At 46.3% G+C, this 18942-nt stretch carries 11 protein-coding genes; 9 read left to right on the top strand and 2 right to left on the bottom strand.

Annotated features, from left to right (window positions below; translation table 11 throughout):
• The first annotated feature begins 46 nt into the window (after positions 1-46).
• The 3 genes from EDC16_RS05470 to EDC16_RS05460 all read left to right on the top strand — a co-directional run bounded on the left by EDC16_RS05470 (position 47) and on the right by EDC16_RS05460 (position 12156).
• Positions 47-790, top strand: coding sequence for an OmpA family protein (locus tag EDC16_RS05470; protein ID WP_132966212.1), 744 nt, complete (start codon positions 47-49; stop codon positions 788-790).
• A 592-nt stretch (positions 791-1382) separates the two neighbouring features.
• Positions 1383-11345: a YadA-like family protein gene (locus EDC16_RS05465; RefSeq protein WP_132966210.1), complete on the top strand. Its 9963-nt coding sequence runs from the start codon at positions 1383-1385 to the stop codon at positions 11343-11345.
• 64 nt (positions 11346-11409) lie between these two features.
• Positions 11410-12156, top strand: coding sequence for an OmpA family protein (locus EDC16_RS05460; RefSeq protein WP_132966208.1), 747 nt, complete (start codon positions 11410-11412; stop codon positions 12154-12156).
• A gap of 52 nt (positions 12157-12208) precedes the next feature.
• Here the strand turns inward: EDC16_RS05460 and EDC16_RS05455 are convergent, their stop codons facing one another.
• Positions 12209-13393: a glycosyltransferase gene (locus EDC16_RS05455; RefSeq protein WP_198362770.1), complete on the bottom strand. Its 1185-nt coding sequence runs from the start codon at positions 13391-13393 to the stop codon at positions 12209-12211.
• 99 nt (positions 13394-13492) lie between these two features.
• On the opposite strand from EDC16_RS05455, the gene EDC16_RS12835 reads away from it, so the two are divergent.
• From EDC16_RS12835 to EDC16_RS05425, 6 genes are all read left to right on the top strand, one after another.
• Positions 13493-13669, top strand: a complete 177-nt coding sequence (locus tag EDC16_RS12835) for a helix-turn-helix domain-containing protein (protein ID WP_255296799.1) — start codon at positions 13493-13495, stop codon at positions 13667-13669.
• 101 nt (positions 13670-13770) lie between these two features.
• Positions 13771-14823 (top strand): endolytic transglycosylase MltG, encoded by a 1053-nt coding sequence (mltG, locus tag EDC16_RS05445; protein WP_132966429.1) that lies wholly within the window; start codon positions 13771-13773, stop codon positions 14821-14823.
• Positions 14813-15466, top strand: a complete 654-nt coding sequence (tmk, locus tag EDC16_RS05440) for a dTMP kinase (protein WP_132966204.1) — start codon at positions 14813-14815, stop codon at positions 15464-15466. Before mltG ends, tmk begins: the two co-directional genes overlap by 11 nt.
• 2 nt (positions 15467-15468) lie before the next feature.
• Positions 15469-16464, top strand: coding sequence for a DNA polymerase III subunit delta' (gene holB / locus EDC16_RS05435; protein ID WP_132966202.1), 996 nt, complete (start codon positions 15469-15471; stop codon positions 16462-16464).
• Positions 16465-17271 carry a YchF/TatD family DNA exonuclease gene (locus EDC16_RS05430; protein WP_132966201.1) on the top strand — a complete coding sequence of 269 codons (807 nt, stop codon included), beginning with the start codon at positions 16465-16467 and terminating at the stop codon, positions 17269-17271. It begins immediately after the preceding gene.
• A 3-nt stretch (positions 17272-17274) separates the two neighbouring features.
• Positions 17275-17820, top strand: a complete 546-nt coding sequence (locus EDC16_RS05425; RefSeq protein ID WP_132966199.1) for a DUF1523 family protein — start codon at positions 17275-17277, stop codon at positions 17818-17820.
• A gap of 63 nt (positions 17821-17883) precedes the next feature.
• On the opposite strand, the gene bioB is transcribed toward EDC16_RS05425, so the two are convergent.
• Complete coding sequence (bioB, locus tag EDC16_RS05420; RefSeq protein ID WP_132966197.1) at positions 17884-18885, bottom strand: biotin synthase BioB; 1002 nt, start codon at positions 18883-18885, stop codon at positions 17884-17886.
• Between the last annotated feature and the right edge of the window lie 57 nt (positions 18886-18942).

Genomic DNA, 18942 nt, shown 5'->3' with positions numbered 1-18942 from the left:
AGGTAAAAGTGCGGTTCTCACTCAATAATTAAGTGGAGAATATTGAATGAAAAAAGTGACAAAATATTTATTGCCGCTTGCTGTGGTAATGGTACTAGCGGGCTGTCGTTTGAGCGATGTTAAATCCGATGGCACGACCGATCAGCCGGTGTGGCCGAAAGTGGAAGATGCCGGTGTGAATTTCAGCGGTTCGCAGTATGGCATTTGGCCGAACTGGGATAACGTGCGCATGATCGAAAAAGGCATGAACAAAGATCAGCTGTATTATCTGATTGGCAGACCGCACTTTAGCGAAGGTTTATTTGCCGTGCGTGAATGGGATTATGTGTTCAACTACCGTCAAAACGGTGAGCATAAAATTTGTCAATACAAAGTGTTGTTCGACAAAGACATGAATGCCCAATCATTCTTCTGGAAACCGACCGGCTGTAACAATCAGTATGAACTGTCCGGCGACTTCTTGTTTGATTTTGACTCGGCGACCTTGAGTGCCAAAGGCAAATCAGTGATTGATGAGGTGGCGCGTGGTTTAAATGCGAGTGGCAGCAAAGCGCTGACAGTGGACGGCTATACCGATCGTTTAGGTTCGGACAGCTACAATCAAGTGTTGTCGCAAAGACGTGCCGAAGCGGTGAAAACCTATTTGGTTTCGAAAGGATTTGCGGCAAGTGCGGTGACAGCAGTCGGACACGGCAAAGCAGATCAAGTGGTGGCGTGTGAAGCGGAACAAGGGCAAGCGTTGCGTGACTGCCTGCGTCCAAACCGCCGTGTAATAATCTCAGCGAAATAACCTAATAACCTACGCTATCCTACTTCTAAAAACCACACTTGCTATAAATAACAAGTGTGGTTTTTTATTTTTGCAATTTTTAAGTAGTTTTCTGTTCTCTTCACTATTTTTAAATACCTTTCTCTTACAGCTATCTTCTTTGTTTATTTTACCTTGCTTACTTAATTTTTTAATAAAATTACTTTTTATTAAAGCAATTGCTGTGATAAAGAAAACAAATGAATAATGGGATTTTATAACACTGGTTTCTATTATTTTTATTTTATATTCTATTTTTATTGGGAAATAAAAAATCATTTCGAGTGTGATTTGAGCTGCTTATGATAACGGCATAGCTTGATTTATAAGCGATCAACGCTTTTTATATAGAATTTGAATATCGAAAAAAAATGAAATTTTACATTGATATTTTGTAAAAATAATTACGACGAGTTACTTTTTACTCTTGTAATCATTGGGTATTTTCTTGATTTTCCAAATGTAAATGCATTTTGAGTTTAATTGAAGTTGTGGTTTAATCCGCTCCTAAATTTTACTGTATGTATAAATTTTATGTATATGTTAGTTATGTCGAATTGATAAGAGAAACAGAATGAACAAAATTTATAAAGTCATTTGGAATAAAACAACGCAAACTTTTGTGGTGGTTTCAGAGTTGGCAACGTCACAGAATAAAGCTGCAAGCAGTGTCGATAATGTGGTAATCAAACAAGAAAATAGAATATCTGCGTTTTTGTTTAAATTAAAAGCAACCATGATTGCGAGTTTAGTGGCGCTGTTGCCAATGGCAGCGTCAGCGACGCTTATTATTACGAATAATGATAATAGTGGTTATGCTTTTAATAATAATCCGGCGAATCCGGCTAATCAATTGGGCGGAGATAGAGCGTTTAATTATAATAATCCGGGAAATTTGTCATACACTAATCCGAATGTAGCCAGAGTTGGCAGTAATCTCTATTCTCCTGATGAGGCAGTAACCGGAGTTGCGATTGGTCGCAACAGTAATGTGGTCACAACCGGTGGAGCTACTGTTTCAGGCATTGCAATCGGTGATTATTCCCGTGCCGTCGGCGGTTTGGCATTTGCCTTAGGCGGGTATTCTCAGGCAACGAATGTGGGCGCAACGGCAATTGGAACCAGTGCTCTGGCTTCGGGTTTTAACTCTTTATCGATGATGCGCCAAGCTGCCGCGACTAATGATTATGCGATGGCGATTGGTACAGTTGCTTGGGCGAGTGGTAAAGGCAGTTTAGCGATGGGACAGTCTTCCACCGCAACAGGTAATCAATCGATTGCGATCGGGAGTGCCGATGTTTCCCCAAGCACTGCCGCAAATGGTGTTAGTGTTGCGTCTTATGACAATACCACCAACACTAAAGCGACTGCTGATTTTGCTGTCGCTGTTGGGGCACAGAGTAAAGCGACTGCACAAAGTGCATTGGCGATAGGAACAAAATCAACAGCAAGTGCTGCGAGTGCCACTGCCATCTCTAGTAATGCCACGGCTTCAGGTGGAAATTCTCTTGCACTTGGCGTGTTTTCACAAGCTGCTGCAACAGCGGCAATCGCAATTGGTTCGGGCGCACAAGCGTTGGGCAACAGTACCGTTGCAATTGGTAATGCGGCTGGTGTTAATGCGGCTCCAAATACTCGTTATATTCACAATGTTGCGGTGGGTACCAATGCCGGCCAAAATGTGCCGGGGCAATACAATGTTGCCCTTGGCTACCAAGCTGGCAGCAATATGACCACTGGCAGCGATACCGTTAAAAATGTCGTGATTATTCCGCAAGATAATATCGCCATTGGTCGTGATGCCGGCAGTAATTTGAGCGCACGGGCAGAGCAGACCAACGATGGGCTGGGTGGTACTTACGCCATCCAAAACCCTGCATTGTATAATGTGGCCATTGGTTTGTCCGCAGGGAGCAATCTGAGCGGTTCTGCCAATGTCGCTTTGGGGCGCAATGCAGGCAGTGGAATTAACGGCTGGCGAAATTCGGCGTTGGGTGATGATGCAGGTGCGCGCGTGACCGGCGAGGCAAATACGGCTGTTGGCAGTATTTCAGGCAATGATGTCAGCGGCAACAGTAATGTGGCGCTTGGTGGCAACAGCGGTTCGACCGTTACCGGCAATAACAACGTGGCACTTGGCGGTGCCGGTCAGAGGGTAACCGGCAATAAAAACTTCTCTACCGGTAATGGCAGTGGCAATGATGTCATCGGCAACAGCAATATTAGTATGAACGGTAAAGGCACAATCACTAATGGTCACAATAATGTGGCGATTGGTGAGGGAGCCGGCGGTACATTAATCGGCACCGAAAGTGCGCCGAATAGTAACAATATCGCCATTGGCAGTGGTGCCGGTGCGGCTTCTTCACGCAGTCTCGGTTCTAATATTGCTATCGGTTACGAAGCCGGAAAAACAGTTAATGGTGCGGAACAAACTAGCGCATTCACGATTGCTTTGGGGCAGTCAACCAAAGTAAGCGGCTCGGATGCTGTGGCGCTTGCACTGAATGCGCAAGCTAACGGTGCCCATGCGATGGCATTGGGTACGAATACTAAAGCCACGGGCGACAGCGCAGTGGCACTCGGCATGATGGCGAATGCCAACGGCAACAATGCAACTGCTTTGGGACGTCAGGCTAATGCTACCGTTGCTAACGCTTTGGCAGTTGGCTATCTGGCAACAGCGTCGGCAACTCGTGCGGCAGCGTTGGGTTATCAGGCGCAGGCAACGGCGGCAAATGCCACCAGCCTTGGTAATGAAGCGAGAGCTACTGCGGCTAGATCAATTGCGTTGGGTAATACTTCTGCTGCAAGTGGGATCAGCTCTATAGCACAAGGTGATGCAGCAATTGCTTCAGGCGCAAATGCAGTTGCAATCGGTAAAGGTGCGCAAGCCACCGCGGAAGACAGTATTGCTATCGGTACTGGCAATGTGGTCAGCGGCAAAGGTTCCGGTGCGCTGGGCGATCCGTCTTATATTACGGGTGCAGGCACTTATACTGTCGGTAATGATAACGGTACGCAAGCTGCGCCGATTGCGGCAGATAATGCCGGCGCATTCGGTAATGGCAATCTGATGGGCGCAGACGCTGACGGTAGTCGGATTATCGGTAATCAAAATAATGTGCAACAGGCTAATACTTTTGTGGTTGGTAATAACGTCACCACTTCACAAGCAAACAGCGTCATTTTAGGCAATGCCTCGGCGGATCGTGCAGCTACGGCGGAAACATCTGCAACCATTAATGGTATTACTTACGGCACCTTTGCCGGTGTCGGTAGTGCAGCGAACGGTGTGGTAAGCGTTGGCGCAGTTGGTGCGGAACGTCAGATTATTAATGTCGCCGCTGGTCAAATCAGTGCAACCAGCACCGATGCGATTAACGGTAGTCAGTTATATACCGTTGCAGAGGTGGCAGCCAAGGGTTGGAATATTCAAGCTAACGGTGGAACTTCAGCAAAAGTGGCGCCGGGCGATACGGTGAATTTCATCAATGGTACCGGCACGACGGCTACAGTGGCAACAGCAAATGGTATCTCAAATGTCAGTTATTCGGTGAATAAATCGGATTTAACCGTGGCGGATAACGGTACGGTCAGTGCGCAGACTGACGGTGATAATTTTGCAACTGCGGCTGATGTAGCGGAAGCGATTAACTCAGCAAACAAAACTACCGTTGTAGAGGCAGGTAATAATGTTACGGTAAATGATCCGGTAGTCAACGGCACAGTCACCACATATACCGTTAATGCGGAAAAAGCCACCGTCAGTGCGGCGGCAGATAGCGGTTTGAGTGCGGTTGCCGGTGCTGCCAGTGCAACAGGGGTAACCGATTATGCCATCAGCTTGTCGCAAACCTCGAAACAGAGCTTGGAGAAAGCCGATAGTGCACTTCAAACTGTGGTAACGCAAATTGATGGCGCAACGGTGAAAACACTGAAGCAAGATGACAACAGCGCTAACTTCATTACTGGCGACAATATTACTTTGACGGCAGACAGTGGCGGCATTAAAGTGGCGACTAAGCAAGATGTGACGTTTAATAACGTAACAACTAACAGCCTGACAGCAGGACCGGTGAGTATTAATAACGGCGGTATCAATGCCGGCGATACGGTGATCAGCAATGTTGCCAGTGGCGGCGATGTGACCAGCAATGCCGCGAATATCGGTGATGTGCAAACTGCAGCGGCAGCAGCGAAAAGCGAAGTTAAAGCCGGCACGAATGTTGCGTCAGTGACATCAGAAACCGGCGAAACTAAGCAAACGATTTATACCGTGAATGCCGATGGCGCCAGCGTTTCTGCCGCGGAAGGAAGTGCGGTCAGCGTGGCTAAAGGTGAGAAAAACAGCAGCACAAATGTCACTGACTATGCGTTGGATTTAACTCAAAACACCAAAGATGACATTAAGAAAGGGGTCGATGCCAAAGAGGCGGTTGACGGCAAAGGCTTAACTTTCACCGGCGACAGCGGTAACACCGATGAAAAATTGTTGGGCAGCGAAGTTGCAATCAAGGGCGATGAAAATATTACCACAACGGCAACCGCAAACGAGGTGAAAATTGCACTAAACAAAGCGTTAAAAGTGGATAGTGTTACTGCAGGAAATACTACGCTTAATAACGATGGCGTGACGATTACTGGTGGAACCAATAATGTCAGTTTGACTAACACCGGGTTAAACAACGGTGGCAATCAGATTACTAATGTAGCTAGTGGCGGCGATGTGACCAGCAATGCCGCGAATATTGGTGATGTGCAAACTGCAGCGGCGGCAGCGAAAAGCGAAGTTAAAGCCGGCACTAACGTTGCGTCAGTGGACGAAAGTAAAGGCGATAATAATCAAACCGTTTACACCGTCAATGCAAATGGCGCCAAAACTTCAGCCGGTTCAAGTGCGGTCACAGTAGCGGCAGGTACGTCGGATACGAATAATGTCACCGACTATAAAGTCGATCTATCAGACAATAGCAAAGAAAGCCTGGCTAAAGCCGATAGTGCACTTCAATCCTGGACAGCCCAAGTGAACGGTGCGAATGCGAAAACGGTTGATCAAACAAATAACAGCGTGAACTTTGTGAATGGTGACAATATTGTGGTTTCCAACGAGAACGGCGATATTAAAGTCTCGACCGCAAAAGAGGTTACCTTTGACAGTGTCACCATCAACAACGGCGGCAGCGTGACCGAAGGCAGCAAAAGTGCGGTCAACGGTGGCGATGTTTATACCGCCATTCAAAATACCGAATCCCAATTTAAAGGGGATAACGATACCCTGATTAAGCGAAAACCGGCAGAGGTGTTAAGTATCACCGGCGGCGCAACAGGCGAGACCACGGCGAATAACATCAAGACAGTGGGCAATGCGGACGGTTCAATTGCGATTGAGTTGGCAAAAAATCTGACTGGATTGAGCAGCATTGCGACTGAAACAATCAAGGTGGGCGATACTGTTGAGATTAGTAAAGACGGTATCAATGCCGGCAATACGGCGATCAGCAATGTCGCCAGTGGTGGCAATGTGGACAGCAATGCCGCCAATATCGGTGATGTGAAAAATGCAGCGGCGGCAGCGAAAAGTGAAGTGGCAGCCGGTACCAATGTCAGCTCAGTAACAACAGCAACAGGGGCAAATGATCAAACGATTTACACCGTCAATGCCGATGGCGCCAGCGTTTCTGCAGCAAATGAAAGTGCGGTCAGTGTGGTTAAAGCGGAGAAAGATAGCACCACGAATATCACTGATTATGCACTGGATTTAACCCAAACCACCAAAGATAACATTCAAAAAGGGGTCGATGCGAAAAGTGCGGTTGACAGTAAAGGTTTAACTTTTACCGGCGACAATGGTAGCACTGATGAAAAACTGCTGGGTAGCAAAGTGGCAATCAATGGTGATGATAATATTACGACGACGGCAACCGTAGACAGTGTGAAAATTGGATTAAACAAAAATTTGACGGTTGACAGCGTTGTTGCAGGCAATACCACGATCAATACTGACGGTATCACCATCACTGGCGGAACAAATAATGTCAGCTTGACTAACACCGGATTAAACAACGGTGGCAATAGCATTACCAATGTCGCCAGTGGCGGCGATGTGGACAGCAATGCCGCGAATATCGGTGATGTAAAAACCGCAGCCGCTGCAGCGAAAAGTGAAGTGAAAGCCGGTACCAATGTGGTTTCTGTGGACGAAAGCAAAGGTGCTGATAATCAAACTGTTTACACTGTTAATGCCAAAGGAACCACGGCTTCAGCCGGTTCAAGTGCGGTTACGGTAGAGCCTGATACGTCGGATGTGAATAACGTCACTGACTATAAAGTGGATCTGTCAGAGGCGAGCAAAGCAAGTTTAGCTAAAGCCGATACTGCACTTCAAACTGTGGTAACACAAATTGATGGCACTGAAGTGAAAACGCTGACGAAAGACAGTAATAGCGCCAACTTTGTAACCGGTGACAATATTGAGCTAACAGCTGACAACGGCGGCATTAAAATTGCGACGGCGAAAGAAGTGGTTTTTGATAAGGTCAGTGTTGGTAACACGGTAATCAACGGCGATGGGTTAAGCATTAACAATGGTCCGAGTATCACTTCGACTGGTATTGATGTGGCGGGTAATAAAATCAGTAATGTTGCCGCAGGTGAGAATGACACCGATGCGGTAAATATGAGTCAGCTCAACCAAGTAGCAGCCAACCAGAAAGTCGCCAAAGTGATTGCGGGTAATAATACCAAAGTGACAGCTGAAGTGGATGACAACACCACGACTTATACCGTCAATGCGGAAAAAGCAACGGTAACAGGTTCAACAGCGATTGTGGCAACAGCCAGTGACAAAGGCAATGATGTCACCGATTATGCACTGGATTTAAGCCAAGCGACTAAAGATGACATTCAAAAAGGCGTTGATGCTAAAGAGACCGTTGACAGTAAAGGCTTGACCTTTACCGGAGACAGTGGCAGCAGCGATGAAAAACTGTTAGGCAGCCAAGTTGCGGTCAATGGCGATGAAAATATCACTACAACTGCTGATAAAAATGGCGTAAAAGTGAAGTTGAACAAAGACTTAACAGGGCTGAACAGTGTCAGTGCGAATACGGTTAATGCCGGTTCTGTGGTTGTAGGTGATGCAAATAACAGCACAACCTTAACCGGCACAGCAAACGGTTTGGATGTCGGTGGAGATAAAATCACGAATGTAGCAGCCGGAGATGTCAACGAAAACTCAACTGACGCGGTGAACGGCAGCCAATTGCATACGACTAATACAAATGTTGCTAACAACACTAAAAATATTGCACAGAATACAGCAGAAATCGAAAAAGGGATTAACTTTGGCGATGGTGCGACAAGCACGCAATATCAGTTAGGAGATACCATTAATGTTAAAGGAGATAGCAATGTCACTAGTACTACAACAGCAGATGGGGTGCAGTTAGCGTTAGCCAAAAATATTAATTTGGATAGTGTTACCGCCGGTAATACGGTGCTCAATGACGCCGGAATAACAATCAATGGTGGTGCGAATAGTCCGGTTAGTTTAACCAATAATGGGTTAAATAACGGCGGCAACCAGATAACTAATGTCGCCAGTGGCGGCGATGTGGACAGCAATGCCGCCAATATCGGTGATGTGAAAAATGCAGCGGCGGCAGCGAAAAGTGAAGTGGCAGCCGGTACCAATGTCAGCTCAGTAACAACAGCAACAGGGGCAAACGATCAAACGATTTACACCGTCAATGCTGATGGCGCCAGTGTTTCTGCGGCAAATGAAAGTGCGGTCAGTGTGGTTAAAGCGGAGAAAGATAGCACCACCAATATCACCGATTATGCGCTGGATTTAACCCAAGCAACCAAAGATGACATTCAAAAAGGGGTCGATGCGAAAAGTGCGGTTGACAGTAAGGGCTTAACTTTTACCGGCGACAATGGCAGCACTGATGAAAAACTGCTGGGTAGCAAAGTAGCAATCAATGGTGATGATAATATTACGACGACGGCAACCGCAGACAGTGTGAAAATTGGATTAAACAAAAATTTGACGGTTGACAGCGTTGTTGCAGGCAATACCACGATCAATACTGACGGTATCACCATCACTGGCGGAACAAATAATGTCAGCTTGACTAACACCGGATTAAACAACGGCGGCAACGCCATCACGAACGTGGCAGCCGGTGTTAACGATAGCGATGCAGTTAATGTTGCACAGTTAAAGGAAGTTAGAACGACTGCGGCGGCGCACAGCACTGTCGTGGCTGGTGATAATGTCACTGTGACGACGGATACTAATGCTGATGGTGGTGTGGAATACAATGTCGCAGTGCCGAATGCGGTAGTCTATGACAATGATGCGCACGACAGCATTACACTGGGGGGCACTTCGGCGAGTGAGCCGGTGAGCTTGACGAATGTTAAAGCAGGTGAGCTGAATGCAACTTCAACCGATGCGGTTAATGGTAGTCAGTTGCATGCCACTAACCAAAATGTCGCGGCTAACAGTGCTAATATTGCGCAGAACACCGCAGATATTGCGACCAATGCAGCGAATATTGTTAAAGGGATCAACTTTGGTGATGGCAACAGCAGTAATAATTTTGCCTTGGGCGCTACCATTAATGTTAAAGGTGACAACAACATCATTAGCACTACAACAGCAGATGGCGTTCAGTTAGGATTATCGAACAATGTCACGATTGGCACTGCTAAACCGGTGACCATCAACGGTGATAGCGGCACTATCGGCGGCTTAAGCAACACCAGTTGGAATGCGGATAACATCACCAGCGGTCAGGCGGCGACAGAAGATCAGCTTAAAGCAGTCAGCAACATCGCCAACCAAGGCTTCAATTTGACCAGCAGTGCTTCTGACGGTGAAGTGTCAGGTAGCAGTGTCGAACAAGTTGCACCGGGCGAAACCGTGACGATAGATGCCGGTAAAAATATTGCTGTGACTCAAAACGGCAATCAAATCAGTATTGCTACACTGAATAATCTGACTGTAGACAGCGTTGTTGCAGGCAACAGTGTGCTAAACAATACTGGGCTAACTATCAATGATGGTACTAACGGCACGGTCAGCTTAACCAACGCCGGATTAAACAATGGCGGCAATGCCATCACCAACGTGGCAGCCGGTGTTAACGACAGTGATGCGGTTAATGTTGCGCAGTTAAATGATGTGAAGAAAGCAGCGGCGGCTGCGGCAACGGAAATAACACAAGGGGATAATATTGTTGTTACCGAAAGTAAAGGTAAGGACGGACAGACTATCTACAATGTAGCAACAGCCAAAGACCTGAATATTGACAGTGTGACTGCCGGTAATACTGTGTTAAATCAAAATGGCGTAACCGTGTCAGACAAAGTCGCGCTGAACAAAGACGGTTTGCGCGTGGGTGATGTCAGTATTAGCACGACCGGCATTAATGCTGGCGGTAATAAGATCAGTGGTGTTGCAGAGGGTGATATTTCGGCAACCAGCACGGACGCAGTAAATGGCAGCCAGCTGTATAAGATCCAACAGCAGGCTCAGGCGCAGAGTTCAGTTGTTGCCGGTGATAATATTGAAGTGACAACGGCTACCAATGCCAATGGCGGCGTGGAATATAGCGTGGCTACAGCAAAAGTCGTCAGTTTTGATAAAACGACAGTTGGCACGGTGGTAACCGACTCAAACACCAATAAAATCAGTGGGCTGGCTAACGGAAACATCTCGGCGACCAGTAGCGATGCCGTAAACGGTAGTCAATTATACAACAACGCTAAAGCGGTGGCGGCGACATTAGGTGGTGGTTCAGCTGTCGATGTAAACGGCAACATTACTGCACCGACTTATACTGTAACCGATGGAAATCCATCCAGTGGCAATAGTGTGACGGTGCATACTGTCGGAGCCGCAATCAGTAATTTGACTGCCGGAGTACAAAAACCGTTAACCTTTGAAACTGATAGCGGAAGCTATGTTGCTAGACTGGGTAGTACTATCGGGATTAAAGGTGATGGCAATAACATCTCCACTTCAGCCGATAGCAATGGCAATATCACGGTGAAAATGAGCGATACCCCTAATTTCACCAGCATTAAAACAGGCAATACGACAGTAGGCAACAACGGTGTGACTGTTACTGGCGGAGATAACGGTACGGTTTCGTTGACATCTAACGGCTTGAATAATGGTGGCAACCGAATCACTAACGTCGCGCCGGGAGTAGAGGGTACTGATGCGGTGAATGTGAACCAGTTAAGTGCGGTTAGCAATACTATTAATAACCGCATTAACAAAGTTGACAATCGTGCTAGTGCAGGTACGGCTTCTGCTATGGCAGCGGCGGGCTTGCCACAGGCTTATTTGCCGGGACACTCAATGGTTGCCGTCGCTGGCGGTACTCATCGTGGTGAAAATGCGATGGCGTTAGGGGTTTCCCGTATCAGTGATAACGGCAAGGTTATTGTGAAACTGACGGGAGCCACCAATAGCGAGAAAGATACCAGTGCCAGTATCGGTGTTGGTTATCAGTGGTAATAAATCTTAACCGCACTTTGGACAACGTTGTGCAAAGTGCGGTCAACAAAAAGGAAATGGTGAGATGAAATTAAAGTTAGTGAAGTATGCGTTACCACTGGCAGTTGCAGTCGCATTAGCGGGCTGTCGTTTGAGCGATGTTAAATCGGACGGCACGACCGATCAGCCGGTGTGGCCGAAAGTGGAAGATGCCGGTGTGAATTTCAGCGGTTCGCAGTATGGCATTTGGCCGAACTGGGATAACGTGCGCATGATCGAAAAAGGCATGAACAAAGATCAGCTGTATTATCTGATTGGCAGACCGCACTTTAGCGAAGGCTTGTTTGCCGTGCGTGAATGGGACTATGTGTTCAATTACCGCCAAAACGGTGAGCATAAAATTTGTCAATACAAAGTGTTGTTCGACAAAGACATGAATGCCCAATCATTCTTCTGGAAACCGACCGGCTGTAACAATCAGTATGAACTGTCGGGCGACTTCTTGTTTGATTTTGACTCGGCGACCTTGAGCGCCAAAGGCAAATCGGCGATTGACGAGGTGGCGCGTGGTTTAAATGAAAGCGGCAGCAAAGCGCTGACAGTGGACGGCTATACCGATCGTTTAGGTTCGGACAGCTACAATCAAGTGTTGTCGCAAAGACGTGCCGAAGCGGTGAAAGCCTATTTGGTTTCGAAAGGATTTGCGGCAAGTGCGGTGACAGCAGTCGGACACGGCAAAGCAGATCAAGTGGTGGCGTGTGAAGCGGAACAAGGACAAGCATTGCGTGACTGCCTGCGTCCAAACCGCCGTGTGGTGATCTCGGCTAACTAAGTTTTTGTGCTATGAATAAGCCGTGTCAATCTATATTGGCACGGCTTTTTAGTCACAGTGATTTTAAATATTCAATTATTTCTGTGGCAGTTGCGTTATTTTTAGGTGATAGATCAGCGGTTAATTTATCCAATAATTTATTTACTTCTGATACTGAATCTTGAGCCGCCTGCTGCTGATAAAATTTTAAATTATTAATCGTAATATCTCTGATATGTGGCTCAGGATGAGAAAATAAGATTTTTTTACAACATTGATAGCCTAATTGGAAATCATTAACATAATAAGCACTGATAGATAGCTCAAAATTAATCCAAAAATCATGGATGGATTTTTTAACAAATAAAATATCATTTTTGGGGAAAGGAATATTTTTAGCAATCATCCCAAGTTGATAAGCTAATTTACACTTTCCTTGAATTCGCAATAATCGAACGGCATTATACAAACACTCTATCCGATTCGGATTATAATCATAACCGGCAAGCCAATAATAAATAGCGGATTTATTATCATTCAGGTGTTCATAACAGATTCCCAAGGACTCATAGGCGCAGGTGACCTCTTCAATCCAACCGCCTAATTCAATTCGTTTTAGATACCATTCGATTGCTTGCTGGTAATATTCTGCATCTCGATAAGATTGAGCGCAATAAAAAGCATAACGGGGTTTTAAATCCTCATCTTCATTTTGCTGATATGCCGCTTCGAGCAGTTCGGCATCTTTCAAATATTTCTCCGGATCTTGGCTGCGATGTCCAAAACGTCCGGATACAATGTGATAGTCGCCTGAAATTAGTGCTTTTGAGTGATTTGTTTGCTTGGATTGTAAAAATTCATGCAATACACTGCGCCAAAAAAATTGGCCGTTATTTTTGATTAATAATGGGCGTTGGTATTCTGTGCCTTGGTTTGACATTAAAAAATAATAGCTGTCTTCGGTTAAACTCGGCAATTTAAATGAGCCGTTGAAACGATCGTCGGCATCAAAGATAAAAATATAATCTGATTTTCCTTGGCACAAATCCAGTGCTAAATTTCGATTGTGTGAAAAATTCAGCCAATCATGTTGGTGAATTTCACCTTTAATATTTTTTTCAGCAAAAAAATCGGTAATCAATTTAATCGTATTATCACTAGAGCCGGTATCTGCAATCACCCAATAATCGATGTTAATATGTTGGATAATATTATGTAGGGTATCTTGAATAATATTTTCTTCATTTTTAACGATCATATTTAAACATATTGTCTGTTGCATGATTTCCCTCTATTTTATCTAATCTTTTGCATAGACCAAGCATATAATAAGTGAGAACGTTATTTTGACTGAACTATGTTAATCCGTAAAGTCTTTAAATTTGAAATTAGATCAAATGGGGAGCAGCAAGGCAAAATGGCTCAATTTTGCAGTTGTTCTTGTTTTGTATTTAACAAGGCGTTAGATTGGCGAAAAATAGTCTATAGCTCAAATTATAACAAAGATCAACAGATCCTAGTAATTGAACAATGACTTATAACACAATCTGCCGAAAAATCACGTGGTCAGATTGCTATCACCAAGCGCAGTTTCCTGCTAAACTAGCGACGTATTTATTTGAAGAATTGTGAATGATGAAAAAACTGATTTATTGCTTTTTGGGATTGAGTTTACTGATGTTTATCGCGGTTGCCGCTGCGGGTTATTGGGGCTATCGGCAAATCGAAAACCTGGCGCAGCAACCGATCACGGCACAAGCCGATCAATTGTTGACGATTGAACGCGGCACCACCGGCAAAAAATTGGGTGAGTTTTTACAGCAACAAGGTTTGCTGAAAGACGCGACGTTTTTCCCGTTTTTATTGCGTTTTCAGCCGGAGCTGAGTGCGGTCAAAGCCGGCACCTATTCGTTGAATGGTGTGACGAATGTGACCGAGCTGTTGCAGTTGTTGAACAGCGGCAAAGAGGCGCAGTTTGGCATTCGTTTCGGTGATGGCGAAACATTCAAGCAGATCCGTCAGACGCTGGCTGCCGCACCGCACTTGCAGTTGCAATTGGGCGAGAAATCCGAAGCGGAGGTGTTTGATTTGTTAGGTTTGGCACCGGTAGAAGGGCAAACCCTGAAAAATTTGGAGGGGTTGATCTATCCCGATACCTACCATTACACGGTTAATGCCACCGATGTGGGCCTGCTGCAACGAGCGATTCAGCGCACTCAGCAGGCGCTGGATAAGGCGTGGCAACAACGTGATAAGGATTTGCCGCTGAAAAATCCGTATGAAATGTTGATCTTGGCGTCGATTGTGGAGAAGGAAACCGCAATTGCGTCTGAACGGCCGCAAGTAGCGGCGGTGTTTATTAACCGTTTGAAACGGGGTATGCGCTTGCAAACCGATCCGACCGTGATTTACGGCATGGGTGACAATTATCAAGGCAATATCCGGCGCAAAGATTTGGACGAGAAAACCGCCTATAATACTTATCAAATCGACGGCTTGCCGCCAACGCCGATTGCGATGCCGAATGAAGCTTCTTTGCAGGCGGTGGCGCATCCTGCTGATACAACCGCACTTTACTTCGTGGCGGACGGCAGCGGCGGGCATAAATTCAGCAACAGTCTGGCGGAACATAACCAAGCAGTGCAGCAATATTTAAAATGGCTGCGTTCGCAAAAAAATGGAAATTAAGATGCAAAAGTGCGGTAAATTTATTGTGCTCGAAGGCTTAGAAGGTGCCGGTAAAACCACCGCCCGTGAGGCGGTGCTGAAGGCATTGCAGGCGAATGGTATTTCGCAAGTTGAATTTACCCGCGAGCCGGGGGGCACACCATTGGCGGAGAAATTACGTGAGCTGATTAAATTCGGCGACGGCAATGAGGTGATCAGCGATAAAGCGGAATTATTGATGTTGTATGCGGCACGGATTCAGTTGGTCGAAAACGTGATTCGTCCGGCATTGCGAACCGGAAAATGGGTGCTGGGTGATCGGCATGACATGTCGTCGCAAGCCTACCAAGGCGGCGGACGCCAAATTGACCGCACTTTGCTGGCAACGCTGCGTGATACCGTTCTGGGGAATTTCAAACCCGATCTGACGCTGTATCTGGATATCGATCCCGAACTGGGGTTAAGTCGTGCCAGAAGCCGTGGCGAGCTGGATCGAATCGAACAGCTGCAACTGGATTTTTTCCAGCGCACTCGTGCACGCTATTTAGAATTAGTGGCGACTGATCCGAATGCGGTACTGATTGATGCGTCGCAATCGATGGTACAAGTCGCTGCCGATGTGCAAAGTGCGGTTTGCTCTTGGCTGGCCAAACAGGATAACTAACCATGTACCCTTGGTTTGCGCCGCTGTTTCAGCAATTAAACGCAGCTTTTGCAGCCGGTCACGGGCATCATGCGTTGTTGTTTAAAAGTGAAGCAGGATTGGGCAGTGAAACCTTACTGAATGCCATCGCCAAAGGGCTGCTATGTCAGACAGCGCCGGGATTACAAGCTTGCGGGCATTGTCAGCACTGCCAACTGTTCGACAGTGGCAATCACCCGGATTTACACCGCTTGCTGTTGCAGGATGGGAAAAATATCGGTATCGATCAAGTGCGCGAGCTAATCGCTAATTTACAGCAGTATGCTCGTCAAGACGGCAACAAAGTGGTGTATCTGCCGACGCTCGAGCTGTTGAGCGAAGCTGCGGCGAATGCGTTGTTGAAAACACTGGAAGAACCAACCGATCAAACCTATTTTGTGTTATTAGCCGATATTGCGGCACCGCTGATGCCGACGATTTACAGCCGTTGTCAAGTCCAAACCCTGATTGCACCGCCGGTGCCATTGGCGACAACATGGTTACAACAACAATTTTCTGCAGCGGATGAAGAGATTGCCACCGCACTTCGGGTCAATTATAACCGCCCATTGGCGGCGTTGAATGCGTTACAACAGGGCTGGTTACCGCTGCGAAAACAGTTTTTGCGTCAATTTTGGTTGTTTTACCAAAATCGCCAACTGGAACTGTTTTTACAGCAGTTTGCCTTTAAAGATGAAATATTGCTGCAACGTCAACTGAATTGGCTGTCGGCATTTTTTAGCGATAGTCTGAAGTGTAAATTGCAGATCAAACAGGGTTGGATCAACTACGATATTGCCAATGGTATTGAGCAATTTAGCCAAGGTTTATCGCAGACCGCACTTTTGCAGGGAAACCAGTTGGTTTCACAATTGCGACAGGATTTTGCACAAATCAATGCCGTTAACCAAGAGTTGATCGTGTTGGATTGTTTAAGCAAATTAATTAGTGATGTTTTTGAAAAACAGATTGAGGTATAAGTGTTTATTGTCGATTCCCATTGTCATTTAGACAGTTTGGATTATGAAAAATTACATAAAAACATGGACGAGGTGGTGGATAAAGCCAAAGCGCGTGATGTGCAGCACTTACTGTCGATCAGCACCACCTTGAGTGGTTTTGAACGGCTACAGACCGCACTTTCGCATCGTCACGAGGTGTCGCTCTCTTGTGGTGTGCACCCGTTAAATGTGGAAGATGAAGATTTTGAAGCTGAAAAAATGCAGCGCTTAGCGCAAGATCCAAAGGTGGTTGCGATCGGCGAATGCGGTTTAGATTATTACTACAGCGTCGAAAACAAAGCAAAACAGCAATCGATTTTCAGCCAACAAATTGAGATCGCCAGACAACTGAATAAACCATTGATTATTCACACGCGTGCAGCAAGAGAAGATACGATGGCGTTGCTGCAACAGGGGCAAGCGCAGCAGTGCGGTGGCGTGTTACACTGTTTCACTGAAAATCAATGGATGGCGGATCAGGCGCTGGAACTGGGGTTCTATATTTCGGTTTCCGGCATCATCACGTTTCGCAACGCACAAGAGATTCGTGATGTGATCCAAACCGTACCGCTTGATCGACTGTTGGTGGAAACCGATTCACCGTATTTAGCGCCGGTGCCATACCGTGGCAAACAGAATCAGCCGGCGTATGTGCGCGAAGTGTGCGAATATCTGGCAGTACTAAAAGGGGTAAGTGCGGTAGAATTGGCACAGATTACCACACAAAATTTTGAACGTTTGTTTAATGTCAGTGTGCTGACAGATTCATCATTAACCGAGGGATAAGGTATGGCTAAACTCAGTTTTCGCAGTGTGACTAAACTCTTTTTTATTGCAGTCACTTTATTGATTCATGTTGTCTTGTTTGCGACAGTCAATTTTTATTTTCCGCACTACGATGTAACGCATATCACTGGGGTGGAAGTGAAACGAGTCGATAAAGACGGCCCAATCACCAAAGCCAATCCGGCAGATGGTCCGACTCGTGATGTGTACTACATTTATACCCAGAATCCGCAAAATGATAAAGTGATGGTCTATCGTAATGAAGATACCCGCTGGGGTTTCCCATTCTATTTTAAATTTAACTCAGCTGATCTGCAGGCAAGAGCACAAAGTTTTGCGGTCGACAAAAAGAGTGTGCAGGTTAAATATTACGGTTGGCGCCTGGTGATGTTTGATGAATTCCGCAATATGACATCAATGAAAGAAGTCGACCAAAATGCGACGGCTGCTTGGCCAATCGCCAGCTATGTGCTGTATTTCTTATTGTTGATCACCCTTTTCCTATCGATTCAGTTTATTCGCGGCTGGTTTGATAGCGAGGAGTCGTAGTCACTAAATGTATTTGATAATCGGGCGGCTAATTAGCGCCCGATTCTGTTCAACCTCGCAAGATTATTTCAAGCGATTCTGTTCGGTTTCCGGCTCTAAATCCAATTTTTCCATTAACAGGCGGTCACCGTCTTCTTGTGGATTTTCGGTGACTAATAGTTTATCGCCGTAGAAAATTGAGTTGGCACCCGCCATAAAGCACATAGCCTGCATACTTTCCGACATACCTTGTCGTCCGGCGGATAAGCGTACATAACTTTGTGGCATAGTGATGCGAGCGACGGCAATGGTGCGGACAAACTCGGTCCAGTCCAGATCTTCTGCATCCATCAACGGTGTGCCTTCCACTTTCACCAACTGATTAATCGGCACCGATTCCGGCTGCGGATCCAGATTGGCCAGGCTGGCGATTAAGCCGGCTCGTTCTTTGCGGGTTTCATTCATGCCGACAATGCCGCCGCAGCAGACTTTCAGCCCGGCAGACCGCACTTTGCCCAATGTATTGATGCGATCATCAAAGCGGCGAGTGCCGATCACCTCATGATAGTGTTCCGGTGCGGTGTCGAGGTTATGGTTGTAGTAATCCAGCCCAGCCTCTTTCAACTGCTCTGCCATGCCATCTTGCAACAAGCCGAACGTACCACAGGTTTCCATGCCTAACGCTTTGACTGCTTTGATAATTTCAGTGATTTTTGTAACATCTTTCGGTTTCGGACCGCGCCATGCAGCCCCCATGCAGAAACGCCCGGCACCGCGAGATTTCGCAATTTTGGCTTTTTCAACAATTTCATCGATCTCCAGTAACTGCTGGTTCTGCACTCCAGTTTGGTAGCGTGCGGATTGAGGGCAATAGCTGCAATCTTCCGGACAGCCACCGGTTTTAATCGATAACAGGGTAGAGAGCTGAATGGCTTGCGGATTAAAATGTTGGCGGTGAACTAGTGCTGCACGATAAATCAGTTCTAAAAATGGCGTTTCAAACAGCGCTTCGACTTTGCACACTGACCAATACTCTAGGCTTGGGTGTGGGGTTAAACGGCTGAGCTCGACCGATTGAGTCGTCATATTATTCCTCGGTAATACGTTATTGGAGTGTCATTGTGACAATCCGGTGAATGTTGG

This window comes from Testudinibacter aquarius, assembly GCF_004342725.1.
GTDB classification, from domain to species: Bacteria; Pseudomonadota; Gammaproteobacteria; order Enterobacterales; family Pasteurellaceae; genus Chelonobacter; species Chelonobacter aquarius.
This window is presented reverse-complemented; position numbering and strand designations above follow the sequence as displayed.